Origin of the sequence: Paraburkholderia phenazinium, assembly GCF_900142845.1 — a bacterium.
GTDB classification, from domain to species: domain Bacteria; phylum Pseudomonadota; class Gammaproteobacteria; order Burkholderiales; family Burkholderiaceae; genus Paraburkholderia; species Paraburkholderia phenazinium_A.
Genome location: NZ_FSRU01000003.1, coordinates 686,890 through 704,656 on the forward strand (window position 1 = coordinate 686,890; position 17,767 = coordinate 704,656).

The 17,767-nt window shown below is 65.2% G+C and carries 16 protein-coding genes; 8 read left to right on the forward strand and 8 right to left on the reverse strand.

What is annotated here, in order from left to right:
* Nucleotides 1–157 precede the first annotated feature (157 nt).
* The 6 genes from BUS12_RS36755 to proC all read left to right on the forward strand — a co-directional run bounded on the left by BUS12_RS36755 (nt 158) and on the right by proC (nt 7,174).
* Complete coding sequence (locus tag BUS12_RS36755) at nt 158–1,573, forward strand: FAD-binding oxidoreductase (protein WP_074302383.1); 1,416 nt, start codon at nt 158–160, stop codon at nt 1,571–1,573.
* Nucleotides 1,574–1,650: 77 nt separating this feature from the next.
* Nucleotides 1,651–3,144 carry an FAD-linked oxidase C-terminal domain-containing protein gene (locus tag BUS12_RS36760; protein ID WP_074302384.1) on the forward strand — a complete coding sequence of 498 codons (1,494 nt, stop codon included), beginning with the start codon at nt 1,651–1,653 and terminating at the stop codon, nt 3,142–3,144.
* Between the two features lie 103 nt (nt 3,145–3,247).
* Nucleotides 3,248–4,336, forward strand: a complete 1,089-nt coding sequence (gene glcE, locus BUS12_RS36765) for a glycolate oxidase subunit GlcE (protein WP_074302385.1) — start codon at nt 3,248–3,250, stop codon at nt 4,334–4,336.
* A gap of 8 nt (nt 4,337–4,344) precedes the next feature.
* On the forward strand, nt 4,345–5,571 hold the full coding sequence (gene glcF / locus BUS12_RS36770) for a glycolate oxidase subunit GlcF (RefSeq protein ID WP_074302386.1): 1,227 nt from the start codon (nt 4,345–4,347) through the stop codon (nt 5,569–5,571).
* A 72-nt stretch (nt 5,572–5,643) separates the two neighbouring features.
* Nucleotides 5,644–6,342: a YggS family pyridoxal phosphate-dependent enzyme gene (locus BUS12_RS36775; RefSeq protein ID WP_074302387.1), complete on the forward strand. Its 699-nt coding sequence runs from the start codon at nt 5,644–5,646 to the stop codon at nt 6,340–6,342.
* Nucleotides 6,343–6,358: 16 nt separating this feature from the next.
* Nucleotides 6,359–7,174, forward strand: a complete 816-nt coding sequence (proC, locus tag BUS12_RS36780; RefSeq protein ID WP_074302388.1) for a pyrroline-5-carboxylate reductase — start codon at nt 6,359–6,361, stop codon at nt 7,172–7,174.
* 75 nt (nt 7,175–7,249) lie between these two features.
* On the opposite strand, the gene ubiA is transcribed toward proC, so the two are convergent.
* The 8 genes from ubiA to recG all read right to left on the reverse strand — a co-directional run bounded on the left by ubiA (nt 7,250) and on the right by recG (nt 15,145).
* The gene (gene ubiA, locus BUS12_RS36785) at nt 7,250–8,113 is read right to left on the reverse strand and encodes a 4-hydroxybenzoate octaprenyltransferase (RefSeq protein ID WP_074302389.1); all 864 of its coding nucleotides are present in this window, start codon (nt 8,111–8,113) and stop codon (nt 7,250–7,252) included.
* A 164-nt stretch (nt 8,114–8,277) separates the two neighbouring features.
* Nucleotides 8,278–8,766, reverse strand: coding sequence for a Dps family protein (locus tag BUS12_RS36790; RefSeq protein ID WP_074302390.1), 489 nt, complete (start codon nt 8,764–8,766; stop codon nt 8,278–8,280).
* A gap of 219 nt (nt 8,767–8,985) precedes the next feature.
* Entirely contained in the window at nt 8,986–9,471 is a 486-nt protein-coding gene (dps, locus tag BUS12_RS36795; protein WP_074302391.1) for a DNA starvation/stationary phase protection protein Dps, read from the reverse strand.
* A gap of 44 nt (nt 9,472–9,515) precedes the next feature.
* Nucleotides 9,516–9,674 (reverse strand): hypothetical protein, encoded by a 159-nt coding sequence (locus tag BUS12_RS39080; protein WP_171991774.1) that lies wholly within the window; start codon nt 9,672–9,674, stop codon nt 9,516–9,518.
* A 151-nt stretch (nt 9,675–9,825) separates the two neighbouring features.
* Entirely contained in the window at nt 9,826–11,277 is a 1,452-nt protein-coding gene (locus BUS12_RS36800) for a catalase (protein ID WP_074302392.1), read from the reverse strand.
* Between the two features lie 91 nt (nt 11,278–11,368).
* Nucleotides 11,369–11,506 carry a hypothetical protein gene (locus BUS12_RS39085; RefSeq protein ID WP_171991775.1) on the reverse strand — a complete coding sequence of 46 codons (138 nt, stop codon included), beginning with the start codon at nt 11,504–11,506 and terminating at the stop codon, nt 11,369–11,371.
* 171 nt (nt 11,507–11,677) lie between these two features.
* Nucleotides 11,678–12,637, reverse strand: coding sequence for a LysR substrate-binding domain-containing protein (locus BUS12_RS36805; protein ID WP_074302393.1), 960 nt, complete (start codon nt 12,635–12,637; stop codon nt 11,678–11,680).
* A 189-nt stretch (nt 12,638–12,826) separates the two neighbouring features.
* The gene (gene recG / locus BUS12_RS36810) at nt 12,827–15,145 is read right to left on the reverse strand and encodes an ATP-dependent DNA helicase RecG (protein ID WP_074302394.1); all 2,319 of its coding nucleotides are present in this window, start codon (nt 15,143–15,145) and stop codon (nt 12,827–12,829) included.
* Between the two features lie 190 nt (nt 15,146–15,335).
* Here recG and queA point away from each other — a divergent pair, with 190 nt between their 5' ends.
* A complete protein-coding gene (gene queA / locus BUS12_RS36815; RefSeq protein ID WP_074302825.1) occupies nt 15,336–16,385 on the forward strand; it encodes a tRNA preQ1(34) S-adenosylmethionine ribosyltransferase-isomerase QueA in 1,050 nt (349 codons plus the stop codon).
* Nucleotides 16,386–16,514: 129 nt separating this feature from the next.
* Nucleotides 16,515–17,750, forward strand: coding sequence for a tRNA guanosine(34) transglycosylase Tgt (tgt, locus tag BUS12_RS36820; protein WP_253190311.1), 1,236 nt, complete (start codon nt 16,515–16,517; stop codon nt 17,748–17,750).
* The last annotated feature ends 17 nt before the right edge of the window (nt 17,751–17,767 follow it).

Consider the following 17,767-nt stretch of genomic DNA (forward strand, 5'->3'; position numbering starts at 1 on the left):
TTCAACGCATTCCACGCTTCTGCCACGCTTCTGCCACGCACATCCCGATAACGCCGCCATTATAGGATCGGCTGTCCGGCCAGGCGCCGGCCGCCGGACGATCGGCGTAAAATGAATCAGAAGCTACAGACGCCATGCCCGTCACCAGGAGACACGTGTGAATCATCCCGCGCCGCCGGCCCCCTTGCGCCGTCCCTTCCCCGCCGAACTGCTCACCTCGCTCAAGTCCGCTTTCGGAGAGCGCGTCTCGACCGCCGAAGCCGTGCGCGCCCACCATGGCCGCGACGAGTCCCCGTTCGACCCGCAATTGCCCGACGCCGTGGTGTTCGCGCGCAATACGGAAGACGTGCAGACCATCGTCAGGCTTTGCGGGCAGCACGATGTGCCGATCATCCCTTATGGCAACGGGTCGTCGCTGGAAGGCCATCTGCTGGCGGTCCAGGGCGGCGTGTCGATCGATCTGTCCGAGATGAATCAGGTGCTGTCCATCAACGCGGAAGACCTCACCGTCACCGTCGAGCCGGGCATCTCGCGCAAGCAACTGAACGAAGCGTTGCGCGACACGGGCCTGTTCTTCCCGATCGACCCAGGAGCGGACGCGAGCATCGGCGGCATGTCCGCGACGCGCGCCTCGGGCACCAACGCCGTGCGCTACGGCACGATGCGCGAGAACGTGCTCGGCCTCACCGTCGTGCTGGCGGACGGCCGCGTCATCAAGACCGGCACGCGAGCCCGCAAGTCGTCGGCGGGGTATGACCTGACGCGCCTGTTCGTCGGCTCGGAAGGCACGCTCGGCGTCATCACCGAAATCACCCTGCGGCTCTATCCGCAACCGGAAGCCGTCTCGGCAGCGGTGTGCACGTTTCCGTCGATGGGCGACGCGGTGCGCGCCGTCATCGAAACCATTCAGATGGGCGTGCCGATTGCGCGCGTGGAGTTTGTCGATTCGCTCGCCATCCGCTCGATCAACCGCCACTCCAACCTCACGCTGCGCGAAGCGCCCACGCTCTTCTTCGAATTCCACGGCACCGAAGCCGGCGTGAAGGAGCAGGCTGAAACGGTGCAGGAGATCACCGCGCAGAACTCAGGCGAAGGCTTCGAATGGGCCACCCGTCCTGAAGACCGCAGCCGTCTGTGGAACGCACGGCACAACGCCTATTTCGCCATGCTGCAACTGAAGCCCGGCTGCCGCGCCGTGACCACCGACGTGTGCGTGCCGATCTCGCGGCTCGCGGAATGCGTGGTCGAAACCGAACAGGATCTGCTGGCCTCGCCGCTGCCTTGCCCGATCGTCGGGCACGTGGGCGACGGCAATTTCCACGTCGCGATCCTGATCGACCCGGCCAAGCCCGAAGAACTCGTCGAGGCCGAACGGCTCAACCAGCGCATCGTGCAGCGCGCGTTGCGGATGGACGGCACCTGCACGGGCGAACATGGCGTCGGTCTGCACAAGATGGGCTTCCTGCTGGAAGAACATGGCGAGGTCGCCGTCGACACGATGCGCTCGATCAAGCACGCGCTTGACCCACGCAATCTGATGAACCCCGGCAAGATTTTCTCCTGGGCCGCTTAAGCCTCGCCCGCTGACACCTGTCACACCTCGCGCGGCATGACCGCGCCCCGGCGCAACAGAGTACGAGGAGACGAAAGATGAACGCACCCGCCGAACTGTCGGCTGAAGTGCTCGCGCAGCGCCAACGCGAGGTCGTGCAGGCACTGATGGCCGTGCTGCCGACCCACTGCCTGCTCTACCGCGAGGAAGACACCGTCGCCTACGAGTGCGACGGTCTCGCCGCCTACCGCCGGCTGCCGCTGGCGGTTGCCTTGCCGGAAACCGAATCGCAGGTGCAGCGCATCGTGCAGATCTGCCACCGGCTCGATGTGCCGATCGTGCCGCGCGGCGCCGGCACGGGTCTGTCGGGCGGCGCCATGCCGATCCGCCACGGCGTCGTGGTGTCGCTCGCGCGCTTCAGAAAAATCGTCGAAGTGGATTCATATGCGCGTACCGCTACGGTTCAACCGGGCGTGCGCAACCTCGCTATTTCTGAAGCCGCCGCGCCCTATGGGCTCTACTACGCTCCCGATCCTTCGTCGCAGATTGCCTGCACGATCGGCGGCAACGTGTCGGAAAATTCCGGCGGCGTGCACTGCCTGAAATACGGCCTGACCGTGCACAACGTGCTGCGGGTGCGGGCCATTACGATGGAAGGCGAAGTGGTCGAGTTCGGCTCGCTCGCGCCCGACGCGCCCGGGCTCGACCTGCTGGCGGTACTGATCGGCAGCGAAGGGATGTTCGCGATCGTCACCGAAGTCACCGTCAAGCTGATCCCCAAGCCGCAGACCGCGCAGGTCGTGATGGCGAGTTTCGACGACGTCGTGAAAGGCGGCGATGCGGTCGCCGGCATCATCGCGGCGGGCATCATTCCGGCCGGTCTGGAGATGATGGACAAGCCGGCGACGCGCGCCGTCGAAGAATTCGTCAACGCCGGTTACGATCTCGACGCCGCCGCCATCCTGCTATGCGAGTCGGACGGCACGCCCGAAGAAGTGGCCGACGAAATCGTCCGCATGACGGCCGTGCTGCGCGAGCACGGCGCGACGCGCATCCAGATTTCGCGCTCCGAAAGCGAACGCCTGCGCTTCTGGTCCGGGCGCAAGAACGCGTTCCCGGCGGCGGGCCGCATCTCCCCGGACTACTACTGCATGGACGGCACGGTGCCGCGTCGCAGTATCGGGCCGCTACTGGCGCGCATCGAAGTGATGGAAAAGAAGTACCAGCTGCGCTGTATCAACGTTTTCCATGCCGGCGACGGCAACATGCATCCGCTGATCCTGTTCAACGGCAACGATCTGGACGAGTGGCACCGTGCCGAGGCGTTCGGCTCGGACATCCTCGAGACGTGCGTCGAGTTGGGCGGCACGGTGACGGGGGAACATGGCGTCGGCATCGAAAAGATCAATTCCATGTGCGTGCAGTTCTCGCCCGAAGAACGCGATGCGTTTCACGCCGTCAAACGGGCTTTCGACCCGCCCGGCCTGCTGAACCCGGACAAGGGCATCCCTACGCGAGCGCGCTGCGCCGAGTACGGCAAGATGCACGTGCGCGGCGGCTTGTTGCCGCATCCGGACCTGCCGCGCTTTTAGGCGGCTTCCCCCGATCCACCGACAACCCGATGCGGGTCCGCTCCGGGTTGTCAGCACGCCTCTGCCAGGTACAATCGAGCGAAACACAACGAAGCAGGACACCATGGAAGAGGACGACACCGTCGCCGCATGGTCCGAACGCATCCGTTCGGCCACCGCCGAAGGCCGCCCGCTACGCATTCGCGGCGGCGGCACCAAGGACTGGTACGGGCAGACGCTGGAGGGAGACATCCTCGACACGCGCGCGCATCGCGGCATCATTGCGTATGACCCGGCCGAGCTGGTCATCACCGCACGCGCCGGCACGCCGCTGCTGGAAATCGAGGCGGCGCTGGCCGACCATGCCCAGATGCTCGCCTTCGAGCCACCCCATTTCGGGCCTAGCGCTACTCTGGGCGGTTGCATCGCGGCCGGCATCGCCGGTCCGCGTCGCCCGTCCGCCGGGGCCGCGCGCGACTTCGTGCTCGGCGCGGTCATCATGAACGGCCAGGGCCAGGTGCTCCATTTCGGCGGCCAGGTGGTGAAAAATGTGGCCGGTTACGACGTCTCGCGGCTGTTGGCCGGTTCGCTCGGCACCCTCGGCCTGATCCTCGAGTTGTCGGTGAAAGTGTTGCCGTTGCCGAAGGCCGAAGCCACGCTCAAATTCGACATGAACGGCACCGACGCCGTGCGCAAGCTCAACGAATGGGGCGGCAGGCCGCTGCCGATCACCGCGAGCGCGTGGCGCAACGGCACGCTCGCAGTGCGCCTCGCCGGCGCCGAAGCGGCCGTCAAATCGGCGCGCTCGGCGCTGGGCGGCGAGGTGGTCGATGCCGTCGAAGCCGAACGTTTCTGGGCCGGCCTGCGCGAGCAGACCGACCCGTTCTTCGCGGCCATTGGACCGAAAAACGCCCTGTGGCGCCTCGCGCTGCCGTCGATCACGGAGCCGCTGCAACTGCCGGGCGCCCAGTTGATGGAATGGGGCGGCGGCCAGCGCTGGTGGATCACCGACACCGACGCGCAAACCGTGCGCATCAGCGCCAAACAGGCGGGCGGGCACGCCACCATCTTCCGCACCGGTCACGGCTATGACCGCAGCGCGGGCGTGTTCACACCCTTGCCCGCCCCGCTGATGAAAATCCACCGTGGCCTGAAAGCCGCTTTTGACCCAGCCCGCATCTTCAATCGCGGCCGGCTGTACCCCGACTTCTGAGCGGCGCGATGCAAACCAACCTCGCGGAATTCATTCGCCACACCCCCGACGGCGCCGAAGCCGACGCCATCCTGCGCAAGTGCGTGCATTGCGGCTTCTGCACCGCCACCTGCCCGACCTACCAGCTGCTCGGCGACGAGCTGGACGGACCGCGCGGGCGCATCTATCTGATCAAGCAGATGGTCGAAGGCGCGGAGGTGACGCGCAGTACCCAGACCCATCTGGATCGCTGCCTGACCTGCCGCAATTGCGAAACCACCTGCCCATCGGGCGTGCAGTATGGGCGACTGGTGGAAATCGGCCGCAAGATCACCGAAGAAAAGGTGACCCGTCCTTTCGGCCAACGGCTGCTGCGCCGCGTGCTGGCGAGCTTCGTGCCGAACAGCGCGCTATTCACGCCGGCCATGCGGCTCGGCCAGCACGTGCGCGCATTCTTGCCGAAGAAGTTGCGCGACAAGGTGCCGGCGCGCCAGCGCCCGCTCGAGTGGCCCGTCGCCAAGCACGAACGCAAGATGCTGATGCTCGCCGGTTGCGTGCAGCCGGCCATGATGCCGAACGTCAACATCGCCACCGCGCGCGTGCTCGATGCGCTCGGCGTCGAGACGATCGTCGCCGCCGAAGCCGGCTGCTGCGGCGCGATCCGGCTGCATCTGGGCTACAACGACGAAGCGCTCGACGATATCCGCGCCAATATCGACGCCTGGTGGCCGTACGTCGAACAGGGCGTGGAGGCGATCGTGATGAACGCTTCCGGCTGCGGCGCCACGGTCAAGGAATACGCGCACCTGCTGCGCCACGATCCGGCGTATGCCGAGAAAGCGCGGCGCATTGTCGGACTGACGCGCGACATCTCCGAGATCCTGCCGGAGTTCGAAGAGTCGCTCGTCGCCGTGACGCGCCGCCGCGCCGTCCATACCGTGGCGTTCCATCCGCCCTGCACGCTGCAGCACGGTCAGCAGTTGCGCGGCCAGGTCGAGCACGTGCTGGCCGCGCTCGGCATTGAAGTGCGTCTGCCGGCGGACAGCCATCTGTGCTGCGGTTCGGCCGGCACCTATTCGCTGACGCAGCCCACGCTCTCGTATGCGTTGCGCGATCAGAAGCTCGAGAAACTGCAGGCCCAGGAACCGCAGGTCATCGTCTCGGCCAACGTGGGCTGCATTGCGCACCTGCAAAGCGGCACCTCGACGCCAGTGGCGCACTGGATCGAACTCGTCGAGCACATGCTGTACGCGTGATGAACGAGATGGCGCGGCGGGGGTCCGTATAATCCGGTACATCGTCCCTGTGCAGATTTCTCCTGACGTCTCATGCCCGATCTCGTACACAACTTCCACGCGGTTCTGGAGCGGATTGCCCTTGCCGCGCAACTCGCGGGACGCGACCCGCGTTCGGTCGCCCTCCTCGCGGTGTCGAAGACGTTTCCCGCCGAAGACGTGCGCGCCGCGCATGCGGCCGGCCAGCGTATGTTCGGCGAAAACTACGTGCAGGAATCGTTGACGAAGATCGAGGCGCTGGCGGACCTGCGCGCATCGCTCGAATGGCATTTCATCGGGCCGCTGCAATCGAACAAGACGCGCCCGGTTGCGGAGAATTTCGACTGGGTGCATTCGGTCGACCGGCTGAAGATTGCGCAGCGGCTCGCCGAACAGCGTCCGGCGCATTTGCCGCCGCTCAATGTGTGCCTGCAGGTGAACGTGAGCGGCGAGGCGTCGAAAGCCGGTGTGACGCCGGCTGAAGCGGCCGAAGCGGCGCACGCGATCGCCGCCCTGCCGCAACTGCGCCTGCGCGGTCTGATGTCGATTCCCGAACCGGCCGAAACCATCGAAGCACAACGCGCGCCGCATCGCCAGCTACGCGAACTGTTCGAGCGGCTCCGTGCCGACGGACTCGAACTGGATACGCTGTCGATCGGCATGTCGGGCGATCTCGAAGCCGCGGTGCTCGAAGGCGCGACGATCGTGCGCGTCGGCACGGCGATTTTCGGCGCCCGCGATTACTCCCACTGACCTCTCCCGGATCATCATGAAAATTGCCTTCATCGGCGGCGGCAACATGGCTGCTGCAATCATCGGCGGCCTGATCAAACACGGCGTCGCGCCGACCGACCTGTACGCGATCGACCCCAACGAAGACGCCCGCAAGCGCAACGAGCAACAGTTCGGCGTTCGCACGGGCGCCGGCGCGGATGCCGCGCTCGCGCCGTTCGACGCGATCGTGCTGGCCGTCAAGCCGCAGATTCTCAAGACGGTGGCGGAAGGACTGGCGCCGCATCTCGGCGACAGGCAGGTGGTGATCAGCATTGCCGCGGGGATTCGCAGCAACAATCTGTCGCGCTGGCTCAACGGCCATCAACGCATCGTGCGTGTGATGCCCAATACCCCTGCGCTGATCGGCATGGGCGTCGCCGGCCTGACGGCGACGGGCAGTGTCGACGCAGCAGACCGTGCGCTCGCCGCCCAGGTACTGGGCGCGGTGGGTGAGACCGTCTGGTTCGACGACGAAGCGAAGATCGACGCCGTGACTGCCATCTCGGGTAGCGGGCCGGCCTACGTGTTCTACTTCATCGAAGCGCTGCAGGAAGCCGCGCGCCAGCTCGGCATGGACGAAGCGCAAGGCCGCGCGCTGGCCGTCGCAACCTTCACCGGCGCCGCACAACTGGCTGCGCAATCCGACGAGCCGCCGGGTGTATTGCGCGAACGGGTGACGTCGAAAGGCGGTACGACGGCGGCCGCGCTTGCCTCGTTCGACGCGAGCGGCATCAAGGATGCGATCGTGCGCGGCGTGCTGGCGGCCGATGCGCGGGCCAAGGAAATGGGCGACGAGTTCGGCAAGCTGTAAGGGGGATCGAGCGGCCCGCGGCTAACCACCAGGCCGCTTCAGTCCGGCAGACTGCGCGGCCGCGCTGCGCCGCCCTCAGAACGACGCAGCCGCATAGTGCGCCGCAATCCCCACAAACAGCGCGCCGCCCAGCCAGTTGTTATGGCGAAAGGCGGCAAAGCACGGCATGCGCTCGCGATTGCGGATCAGCGTGTAGTGGTAAATCGCGCAGCCCGCGGCCGCGGCCCAGCCGAGCCAATACAGCGGACCAAAACCCAGCGTCAAGCCAATACGAATGTAGATGCCGAGCGTGAACGCGTAGCACAGCATGATCGCAAAGACATCGTAGCGGCCGAAGGTCAGCGCCGAGGTGCGGATGCCGATCTTGATGTCGTCGTCGCGATCGACCATGGCGTATTCCGTGTCGTACGCCACCGACCAGAACACGTTGGCGAGCAGCATCAGCCAGGCGAGCATCGGCACATGGCCCTGCACGGCGGCAAAGGCCATCGGGATGCCGAACCCGAAGGCGATGCCCAGATACGCCTGCGGGATCGCGAAGAAACGCTTGGTGAACGGATACGAACCCGCCACGAACAGCGCCGCCACCGAGAGCTCTTTGGTCAGCGTATTGAGCGGCAGAATCAGCAGAAACGACACCAGCGCGAGCGCCGCGGCCAGCACCAGCGCTTCCCACGCCTTGATCTTGCCGGAGGTGATCGGCCGGTTTTCGGTGCGCTTCACGTAGCGGTCGAAATCGCGGTCGGCATAGTCGTTGACGGCGCAGCCGGCCGAGCGCATCAGGATCGTGCCCAGCGTGAAGATCACCAGCAGCGACAGCGATGGACGCCCTTCCGACGCAATCCACAGCGCGTTGAGTGTCGGCCAGAGCAGCAGCAGGCTGCCGATCGGCTTGTCCATGCGGACGAGGCGCAGAAACAGGGGAAGTCGGGCGAACATGGGCGGGCGTCGTCAAGTGCAGGCGGTGGCCACATTTTAAGGTATGTGCGCGAGGGGCACTGCGAAAGCGCGCAGCGCAATGGCGCGCCGCTTCGGTTTAAGTTCGGCCCACCAAAAACAAAGCCTCCCGTTCAGGGAGGCCCGGTACTTCAGCTCGCTACCGCTTAAGCCAGCATCGAACGCAGCATCCACGCGGTCTTTTCGTGCGTCTGCATGCGTTGCGTGAGCAGGTCGGCGGTCGGCTCGTCGTTGGCGGCTTCCGTTGCCGGGAAAATGCCGCGCGCGGTGCGCACCACGGCTTCCTGGCCTTCCACCAACTGGCGAATCATCTCTTCCGCTGCGGGCACGCCGTCCGCTTCCGGGATCGACGACAGCTTCGCAAACTCCTTGTAGCTGCCCGGCGCATGCACGCCCAGCGCACGGATGCGTTCGGCGATCGAATCGACGGCCAGCGCCAGTTCGTTGTACTGCGTCTCGAACATCAGGTGCAGCGTGTTGAACATCGGACCCGTGACGTTCCAGTGGAAGTTATGGGTCTTCAGATACAGCGTGTACGTATCGGCGAGCAGATGCGACAGGCCGTCGGCGATCTTCTTGCGATCCTTGTCGCTGATACCAATGTTGACGTGTTGCACGGTTTCTTTTTTGGCCATGACGACTCCTTTTGACGAGTGGTGCGAAGCGGCAGGCAGAGCACGATGCGCCAATGCGCAAACCCTGTACCTGCGAACGTCCGCCAGTTTATCGTACAAATACGCAAATTTTGCACGACCGCTGCCCGCGAGCCGCGTTGCACACCAACGCCAGACCGTCAGCAACCTGAGGTTGCCCACACCACCAGGGCGTTGCCCTCGGCTGTGTCTTCACTCGCGTTACTTTGCGTAGTGATGGGCTTCGACCTTCCACAAATATTCGTCCACGGCACGCGAGATCTGGGTGAAGAGATCGGATGTCGTCGGATCTCCAGCGCTACCCGACTCCATGATGGCCGCAAGCATCTGCTGTCCGTATTTCGCAAGCGCACCCGCGATCTGGCGCACGTGGTCATTGCCGTCCTGCCATTCGAGCGAATACCGTTCGAGCGGCGTTTTGTCCGCCACCTGCTGGACCCGGCCGTCGGCCGTGCCGCCGAGGGCGACGAGACGCTCCGCACTCAGATCGGCCCACTCGATAGCGGCAGTGTGAAGCTCGTCGAACAGCAAATGCAGCGCGATGAAGTTGGGACCCTTCACGTTCCAGTGCGCCTGCTTCGCCTGCCGCTGCATGTCGATCGCGGTGACGAGCGAATGGCCGAGCAGATCCACAGACTTGCGCCGAATCTCTTGCGGCAGAGTATTGCGCGTAGGGTGAAGCGACATGACAACCTCCGTGTGAAAAGTGCAAAAAACTTCGTCGGTCAGGGTTAGTGGCCCGACAGGTGTTGCAGCGCGTGCGACGCGATCAACGCATAGCCGCTCGTCACGATGGCGAGCCCGACCAGCTTGCGCGAGAAGTTGCCGCCAAACACCATCCGTGCGTCACGCGCGAGCCGTGCGCTGCCGGTACTCAACATATGAACCATGATCGTTCTCCTTCGCTTCGTCTTCGAACCGGCAACACGCGCATGCGCTCGCCATCACTATCGGATCGGCCCAGGCGGTGTGCTTTAACCGCCTGAGCCTGCAGCACCTGCCGGCCCCGTTAGCCGGCATCGCGCATGCTTCGCTTGATACTTACTTCGCAGCCTTCTGGAGTGCCGCCAGCGCAGCCGCCACCCCTTCCGCATACGCCGGATCGATCCGGCGGAAATGCTCCATCTGACGCGCGACGATCTCTTGCGGCACACCGTTGATATGGCGTGCGATGTTGCCGAAGAAGCGCTCGCGTTGCGCCGCGTCGAACAGCCGGAACAGCGCAGCCGGCTGGCTGTAGTAGTCCTCGTCTTCGCGATGGTCGTAGCGGTCCACCACGCCCGCGGCGAGCGGCGGCTCGGCCGCGTTGCGGTCCTGCGCGAAGTCGCCGAAGCGGTTCGGCTCGTAGTTCACCGTCGCGCCGAGATTGCCGTCCGTGCGCATCCCACCGTCACGATGGAACGAATGCTGACGCTGCACACGCGGAGCATTCACCGGGATCTGGTGGTGGTTGATCCCGAGGCGATAGCGCTGCGTGTCGCCGTACGAAAACAGACGCCCCTGCAACAGACGGTCGGGCGAGAAGCCGATGCCCGGCACCACGTTGGCCGGCGTAAAGGCTGCCTGCTCGACGTCCGCGAAGTAGTTCTGCGCGTTGCGGTTCAGCTCGATCGTGCCGACGTCGATCAGCGGGTAGTCCTTGTACGGCCACACCTTGGTGATGTCGAACGGGTTGTAGCGATACGTCGCCGCATCCGCTTCCGGCATCACCTGAATGCAGAAGCGCCATCTCGGGAAGTTGCCGCTGTCGATGTTGCCCACCAGATCGCGCTGCGCGCTTTCACGGTCTTGCGCCACGACCTGGGCCGCTTCGGCGTCGGTGAAATTCTCGATACCCTGCATCGACTTGAAGTGGAACTTCACCCAGAAGCGCTCATCCTTGGCGTTGATGAACGAGAACGTGTGCGAGCCGAAGCCGTGCATCTGACGGTAGTTCTGCGGAATGCCGCGATCGCTCATCAGGATCGTCACCTGGTGCAGCGACTCCGGATGACGCGACCAGAAGTCCCACGCCGCCACGTTGCTGCGCAGGTTCGTGTACGGATCGCGCTTTTGCGTGTGAATGAAGTCCGGGAACTTGAGCGGATCGCGGATGAAAAACACCGGCGTGTTGTTGCCGACGATGTCCCAGTTGCCCTCTTCCGTGTAGAACTTGATCGAGAAGCCGCGCACGTCGCGTTCCGCGTCGGCGGCGCCGCGCTCGCCTGCTACCGTCGAAAAGCGCATGAAGAGCGGCGTTTCCTTGCCGACCTCAGCGAACACCTTGGCCTTCGTGTAGCGCGAGATGTCCTGCGTCACCTTCAGCGTGCCGAACGCGCCCGAGCCTTTGGCGTGCACACGACGCTCCGGAATCACTTCGCGGTCGAAGTGCGCCAGCTTTTCGAGCAGCCAGACGTCTTGCAGTACGACCGGGCCACGGGCGCCGGCGGTCATCGAATTCTGGTTGTCGGCGACGGGCGTGCCGGCCGCGGTAGTAAGTTTGCTTTCAGACATCGTGTATTCCTGGTGAGGTAGTGTTGTTGTGAGGAAAGCAGGCTGCGCGCGCAGTCTTGCGATGCAGCGGCCCACCCGTCCGGAAGACGGCTCAGGCGCTCAGCGCGCGGTCGACCAGCAACGAGAACGCAACGGTGCGCATGCTGCTCAGCGACGCCGCAAGGCGATTGACCGGCACAGTACGTTGGGTGGAAAGCGGCTGGGATTGCTGCGCGTGAGACTGGGTCATGACTTCCTCCGTGTCTTGTGGGATCGGGTGATCCATGGAGGAAACTATAACAATGCTATCGAAAATTAGTATTTGATTAATTTTATCTATTCGATAGGGGCCGACGCTATCGGCCCGAAGTGCTGCCGGCCAGCGCCCGCGGCGGCGCCGGCCTTGCCTCGAAAGGCGTGCTCAGTTCACCGCGACGGGCAGATCGAGCTTGTTCACGCCGGGCAGATCGCAGGCGTTGATGGCGTCGCAGATCGCGTCGATGGCGGGCATGCGCGTGAAGCTCTTGCGCCAGGCCAGCACCACCCGGCGATCCGGCACCGGTTCGTCGAAGGCCACATAGCTGAGCAGCCCCGCATCGATGCCGCCCGCATGCGCCTTCACTTCATGCACCGACATGCGCGGCAGAACCGTGATGCCGACGCCGCTCGCCACCATATGGCGAATCGTCTCGAGCGACGAGCCTTCGAACGTCTTCTGGATGCCGTCCGCATTCTGCGAGAAGCGCATCAGCTCGGGGCACACGCCCAACACGTGATCGCGGAAACAATGACCGCTGCCGAGCAACAGCATGGTTTCCTGCTTGAGGTCGTCCGGATCGATCTTCGCGCGGTGTTCCCAGGCATGGCCGGACGGCAGCGCCACGACGAACGGCTCGTCGTAGAGCGGGCGCAGCATCAGGCCCGTTTCCGGGAACGGCAGCGCCATGATGGCGACGTCGATCTCGCCCTGCTTGAGCAACTCGATCAGCTTGAGCGTGTAATTCTCCTGCAGCATCAACGGCATCTGCGGGACGCGCTTGATCATCTGCTTGACCAGCGTGGGCAGCAGGTACGGTCCGATCGTATAGATCACGCCAAGGCGCAGCGGCCCAACCAGCGGGTCTTTGCCCTGCTTGGCGATTTCCTTGATGGCAAGCGTCTGCTCCAGCACCCGTTGCGCCTGGGTGACGATCTGCTCGCCGATGGGCGTGACACTGACTTCGCTCGTACCGCGCTCGAAAATCTGCACGTTCAGCTCGTCTTCGAGCTTTTTGATCGCCACCGACAGCGTCGGCTGGCTGACGAAACACGCCTCGGCCGCGCGGCCAAAATGCCGCTCGCGAGCAACCGCGACGATATATTTCAATTCAGTGAGCGTCATTGGGGACCAATCAGTGCGATGAATTCGATAGGTTTCAGTTATACACCTATGGGGCCAATTCGCCAACCACCCCCGGCACCCGGGATTGCCCGTAAAGGTTACCGACCGTCACCGTTGCGTTCGACGTCTTCGGCGACACGCCCGCTTCGAACCTTCGTTCGGACCTTCGCTGGACCTTCGTTTGGACTGTCAGGCCTTCAGGTACTGTTCACGCGCCCCGAGCCAGCGCGCCAGATGCTGGGTGACGACGTCCGGATGCGCTTGCAGCAGATGCGCCGCCGCTTCGCGCGCCGGCTCGATCAGCCAGCCGTCCTGCTCGAGGTCGGCAAACCGCAGCATGGCGGCGCCGGACTGGCGCGCGCCGAGAAACTCGCCGGGGCCACGGATTTCGAGGTCGCGGCGGGCGATTTCGAAGCCGTCGGTGGTTTCGCGCATGGTTTGCAGACGGGCGCGGGCCGTCATCGAGAGTGGTCCGGTGTAAAGCAGCACGCAGACGGACGCCGCGCTGCCCCGCCCGACCCGACCGCGCAACTGATGCAACTGCGCGAGGCCGAAGCGTTCAGCATGCTCGATCACCATCAACGACGCGTTCGGCACGTCCACACCCACTTCGATCACCGTGGTCGCCACCAGCAACTGCACCTCGTTGCGGGTGAACGCGTCCATCACCGCCGCTTTTTCCGCCGGCGCGAGCCGCCCGTGCACGAGACCCACGTTCAGTTCGGGTAACGCGGCGATCAGCGTTTCGTAGGTTTCGACGGCGGTCTGAAGCTGCAGCGTCTCGCTTTCTTCGATCAGCGGACACACCCAGTAGACCTGGCGCCCCGTCAGCGCCGCCTCGCGCACGCGGCCGATCACCTCCTCGCGGCGCGCGTCGGAGACGAGCTTGGTCAGGATCGGCGTGCGGCCGGGCGGCAACTCATCGATGGTCGAGACGTCGAGATCCGCGTAGTAGGTCATCGCCAGCGTGCGGGGGATCGGCGTGGCGGACATCATCAACTGGTGCGGCTGGAAGCCGCTCGCGCCGTCCGCCGCGTTCCGCCCCGGAGGAAGTCCCCCTGGGGGATGCGCCTTGGCGCGCAGCGCGAGCCGCTGCGCGACGCCGAAACGGTGCTGTTCGTCGACGATCACGAGGCCAAGACGCGCGAACTCCACGGCATCCTGAATGATCGCGTGCGTGCCGATCACCAGTTGCGCGGTGCCGAGCGCCGCGGCTTCGATCGCCGCACGCTTTTCCTTTGTCTTCAGACTGCCGGCCAGCCACGCGACGCTCACCCCGAGCGGCTCCAGCCAGCCGCGCAGTTTGCGCGCGTGTTGTTCGGCGAGGATTTCGGTGGGCGCCATCAGGGCGGCCTGATAACCGGCGTCGATCGCCTGCGCGGCGGCCAGCGCGGCGACGATGGTCTTGCCGCTGCCCACGTCGCCTTGCAAGAGGCGCTGCATCGGGTGAGGCTGGGTCAGATCCAGCGCGATCTCGCCGCCCACGCGCTCCTGCGCACGGGTCAGCGAAAACGGCAGCGCCTTCAGGAGACGCGCCACCAGCGAGGCCGGGTCGTCCGCCGTCCGCCGCGGCATGCTCGGCGCCGCGCGAGTGCGGCGCTCGTCGTGCGCGCGCTTGAGCGACATCTGCTGCGCGAGCAGTTCCTCGAACTTGATCCGCACCCAGGCGGGGTGCGTGCCGTCCATCAGCGCGGTTTCATCGGAATCCACGCCCGGGTGATGCAGCATGCGCACCGCCTCCATCAGCGGCGGCACGCCGAGCGGCTGCAAGTACGTCCTGGCGACGGCTTCCGGCAACAATTCCGGCAACGCCGTGCGCGACAGCGCGTTATCAATGGCTTTGCGCAGATACGCCTGACTCACCCCCGCCGTGCTCGGATAGACAGGCGTCAGCGCCTGCGGCAAGGGCGTGTCGCCGTCGACGACGCGCACCGCCGGATGCACCATCTCCATCCCGAAGAAGCCGCCACGGACGTCGCCGCGCACGCGCAGCCGCGCGCCGATCGCCATCTGCTTGACCTGCGAGCCGTAGAAATTCAGAAAGCGCAGCACCAGTTCGTCGCCGTCTTCGTCACGCAGTTTGACCAGCAACTGACGGCGCGGACGATAGGCGATCTCGTTGTCGAACACCACGCCTTCGGTCTGCGCGATGCCGCCCGGCAACAGATGCGCGATCGGCGTGAGCGAAGTCTCGTCCTCGTAGCGCATCGGCAGATGCAGGACCAGATTGATGTCGCTTGTGAGGCCGAGTTTGGCGAGCTTGTCCACGGTTTTGGCGAGCGCCGGCGTGGCCTTGTCCGCGGTCTTGGCGGCCTTGGATGTCTTCGCCGCCTTCGGTGTTCTGGACGTCTCGCCCGTCCCGGCGACCTTGGTCACCTTGGCCGCTTTGGCTTCTTTCCCCGGTCCGGCATTGAGCAGTTCGCCCCCCTTGCCGCGAGCGGCGGGGCGCTTCGGCTCGGCGCTCACTTCGTCAGTAGCAGAGGGCAAACGGCGGTCGGACAAAGGCATGGGTTGCTTCGCAAGTACAATATCGGCTTTCAAAGGTTTCGCGGCCTCGCAGCGCGCCGGCTGGAACCAGCCGTGTGGCGCCGCTGCGGCGTCCCGCAATCATAGCCGCACGCCGCGGGGCTTCGGTGCAATTCCGCCCGGCTTCGGCCCAATTCCGTTTCGTTTCACGTCCAGCATCCAGCCCGTTCGCATGTTCACGCTTTCCGATTTCGATTTCGACCTGCCGCCCGAGTTGATCGCGCAAACCGCGTTGCCGGAGCGCAGCGCGAGCCGTCTGCTCGAGGTAGACGGCCTCGCTACGCCCGCGCGCCTCACCGACCGCCGCTTCGCGGAACTGCCCGACTGCATTGCGCCGGGCGATCTGCTGGTGTTCAACGATACCAAAGTCCTGAAGGCGCGCTTCCTCGGCCAGAAGGCCAGCGGCGGCAAGATCGAGGTGCTGGTCGAACGGCTGACCGGCGAGCGCACGGCGCTCGCGCAGATCCGCGCCAGCAAGAGCCCCGCGCCCGGCACGACACTGCGCCTCGCCGACGCGTTCGACGTGACGGTCGGCGAGCGCGTCGAGCCGTTCTATACGCTGCACTTCCCTGAAGACTGCCTGACGCTGATCGAGCAGTTCGGCCGCCTGCCGCTGCCGCCCTATATCGAGCACGGCCCCGACGCCACCGACGAAACCCGTTACCAGACGGTGTTCGCGCAGAATCCGGGCGCGGTGGCCGCGCCGACCGCGGGCCTGCACTTCGACGACGCGCTGCTCGCCCGTCTCGACGCACGCGGCGTGGAGCGCGCCACACTGACGCTGCACGTGGGCGCGGGCACGTTCCAGCCGGTGCGGGTGGAGAACCTCGCCGAGCACAAGATGCATAGCGAGTGGTATCAGTTGCCGCAAACGCTGGTGGAGCGGATCGCCGCGACGAAGGCGCGCGGCAACCGCGTGATCGCAGTGGGCACGACCTCGATGCGCGCGCTCGAAGCCGCCGCGCGCGACGCCGAAGCCGCCGGCCGGCCGCTCGCCGCGACCGCCGCCGAGACCGATATCTTCATCACGCCGGGGTACAGGTTCCGCGTGGTGGACCGGCTGGTGACGAATTTCCATTTGCCGAAGTCGACGCTGCTGATGCTGGTGTCGGCGTTTGCGGGCATCGAGACGATCCGCGCGGCTTACCGGCATGCGATCGAGGAGCGCTATCGCTTCTTCAGCTACGGCGACGCGATGCTGCTGACGCGCAACGACGGCTGACTTCGCTTGCCGGCCAGGCGGCGCTCAGGGTAGTCTGCCGCACCTTGTTTTTCTTTACCCGCCGCCGCGGCTCGCCCGGCGGCGTTCACGTTATGCGCCGGACTGTTCTCCGGTGGCACAGGAGTCCCCATGACCGACGGTCATACCCACGATACAGGCGCCGCCCGCGCCGCTTGCCCAACCTGCGCCGATCACGGCGGCAACCCCGCGGAACGTCCCGCCAACGGCCTCAAATTCGAGCTGCTCACCACCGACGGCCAGGCGCGTCGCGGCCGCCTGACGCTGAATCACGGTGTGGTCGAAACGCCGATCTTCATGCCGGTCGGCACCTACGGCACGGTGAAGGCCGTCCAGCCGCGCGAGCTTGAAGAAATGCACGCGCAGATCATCCTCGGCAACACGTTCCACCTGTGGCTGCGTCCGGGGCTCGAGACGATCGGCGCGCATGGCGGCTTGCACCGCTTCATGGGCTGGAACAGGCCCATCCTGACCGATTCCGGCGGTTTCCAGGTGTTTTCACTGGGCGATCTGCGCAAGATCACCGAAGATGGCGTCACGTTCGCCTCGCCGATCAACGGCGACAAGCTGTTCCTGTCGCCGGAAGTGTCGATGCAGATCCAGAAGGTGCTGAACTCGGACATCGTCATGCAGTTCGACGAATGCACGCCGTACGCGACCAACAACGTGCCCACCTCCCACCAGGACGCCGCCGACTCGATGCGCATGTCGATGCGCTGGGCCCAGCGCTCCATCGACGAATTCAACGGCCTCGGCAATCCGAACGCACTATTCGGCATCGTCCAGGGCGGCATGTTCGAAGACCTGCGCGACGAATCGCTGGCGGGCCTGGCGGCGATGGACTTCCACGGCCTCGCGATCGGCGGCCTGTCGGTCGGCGAGCCGAAGGAAGACATGATGCGCGTACTCAACCACATCGGCCCCAGGCTGCCGGCCGACAAGCCGCACTACCTGATGGGCGTGGGCACGCCGGAAGACCTGGTGGCCGGCGTGGCGGCCGGCGTCGACATGTTCGACTGCGTCATGCCCACCCGCAACGCCCGCAACGGCTGGCTCTTCACGCGCTTTGGCGACCTCAAGATCCGCAATGCGACCCACAAGAACTCGCTGCGCCCGCTCGACGAAACCTGCGGCTGCTACACCTGCCGGCATTTCACCCGCGGCTACCTGCATCATCTGCATCGGGTCGGCGAAATTCTTGGCGCGCAGCTCAACACGATTCACAATCTGCATTACTACCTCGAACTGATGGGCGAAATCCGCGTATCCATCGAGGCGCACGAGTTCGAAGCGTTCCGCAAACGCTTCCACGAGAACCGGGCCAGAGGGGTCGAGCAGGCCGCCTAAAGGGTTTCTACGACAGT

Coding starts and splice junctions, on each gene's coding strand:
- BUS12_RS36760 (WP_074302384.1), top strand. CDS start 1,651: ATGAACGCACCCGCCGAACTGTCGGCTGAAGTGCTCGCGCAGCGCCAA.
- glcE (WP_074302385.1), top strand. CDS start 3,248: ATGGAAGAGGACGACACCGTCGCCGCATGGTCCGAACGCATCCGTTCG.
- glcF (WP_074302386.1), top strand. CDS start 4,345: ATGCAAACCAACCTCGCGGAATTCATTCGCCACACCCCCGACGGCGCC.
- BUS12_RS36775 (WP_074302387.1), top strand. CDS start 5,644: ATGCCCGATCTCGTACACAACTTCCACGCGGTTCTGGAGCGGATTGCC.
- proC (WP_074302388.1), top strand. CDS start 6,359: ATGAAAATTGCCTTCATCGGCGGCGGCAACATGGCTGCTGCAATCATC.
- ubiA (WP_074302389.1), bottom strand. CDS start 8,113: ATGTTCGCCCGACTTCCCCTGTTTCTGCGCCTCGTCCGCATGGACAAG.
- BUS12_RS36790 (WP_074302390.1), bottom strand. CDS start 8,766: ATGGCCAAAAAAGAAACCGTGCAACACGTCAACATTGGTATCAGCGAC.
- dps (WP_074302391.1), bottom strand. CDS start 9,471: ATGTCGCTTCACCCTACGCGCAATACTCTGCCGCAAGAGATTCGGCGC.
- BUS12_RS39080 (WP_171991774.1), bottom strand. CDS start 9,674: ATGGTTCATATGTTGAGTACCGGCAGCGCACGGCTCGCGCGTGACGCA.
- BUS12_RS36800 (WP_074302392.1), bottom strand. CDS start 11,277: ATGTCTGAAAGCAAACTTACTACCGCGGCCGGCACGCCCGTCGCCGAC.
- BUS12_RS39085 (WP_171991775.1), bottom strand. CDS start 11,506: ATGACCCAGTCTCACGCGCAGCAATCCCAGCCGCTTTCCACCCAACGT.
- BUS12_RS36805 (WP_074302393.1), bottom strand. CDS start 12,637: ATGACGCTCACTGAATTGAAATATATCGTCGCGGTTGCTCGCGAGCGG.
- recG (WP_074302394.1), bottom strand. CDS start 15,145: ATGCCTTTGTCCGACCGCCGTTTGCCCTCTGCTACTGACGAAGTGAGC.
- queA (WP_074302825.1), top strand. CDS start 15,336: ATGTTCACGCTTTCCGATTTCGATTTCGACCTGCCGCCCGAGTTGATC.
- tgt (WP_253190311.1), top strand. CDS start 16,515: ATGACCGACGGTCATACCCACGATACAGGCGCCGCCCGCGCCGCTTGC.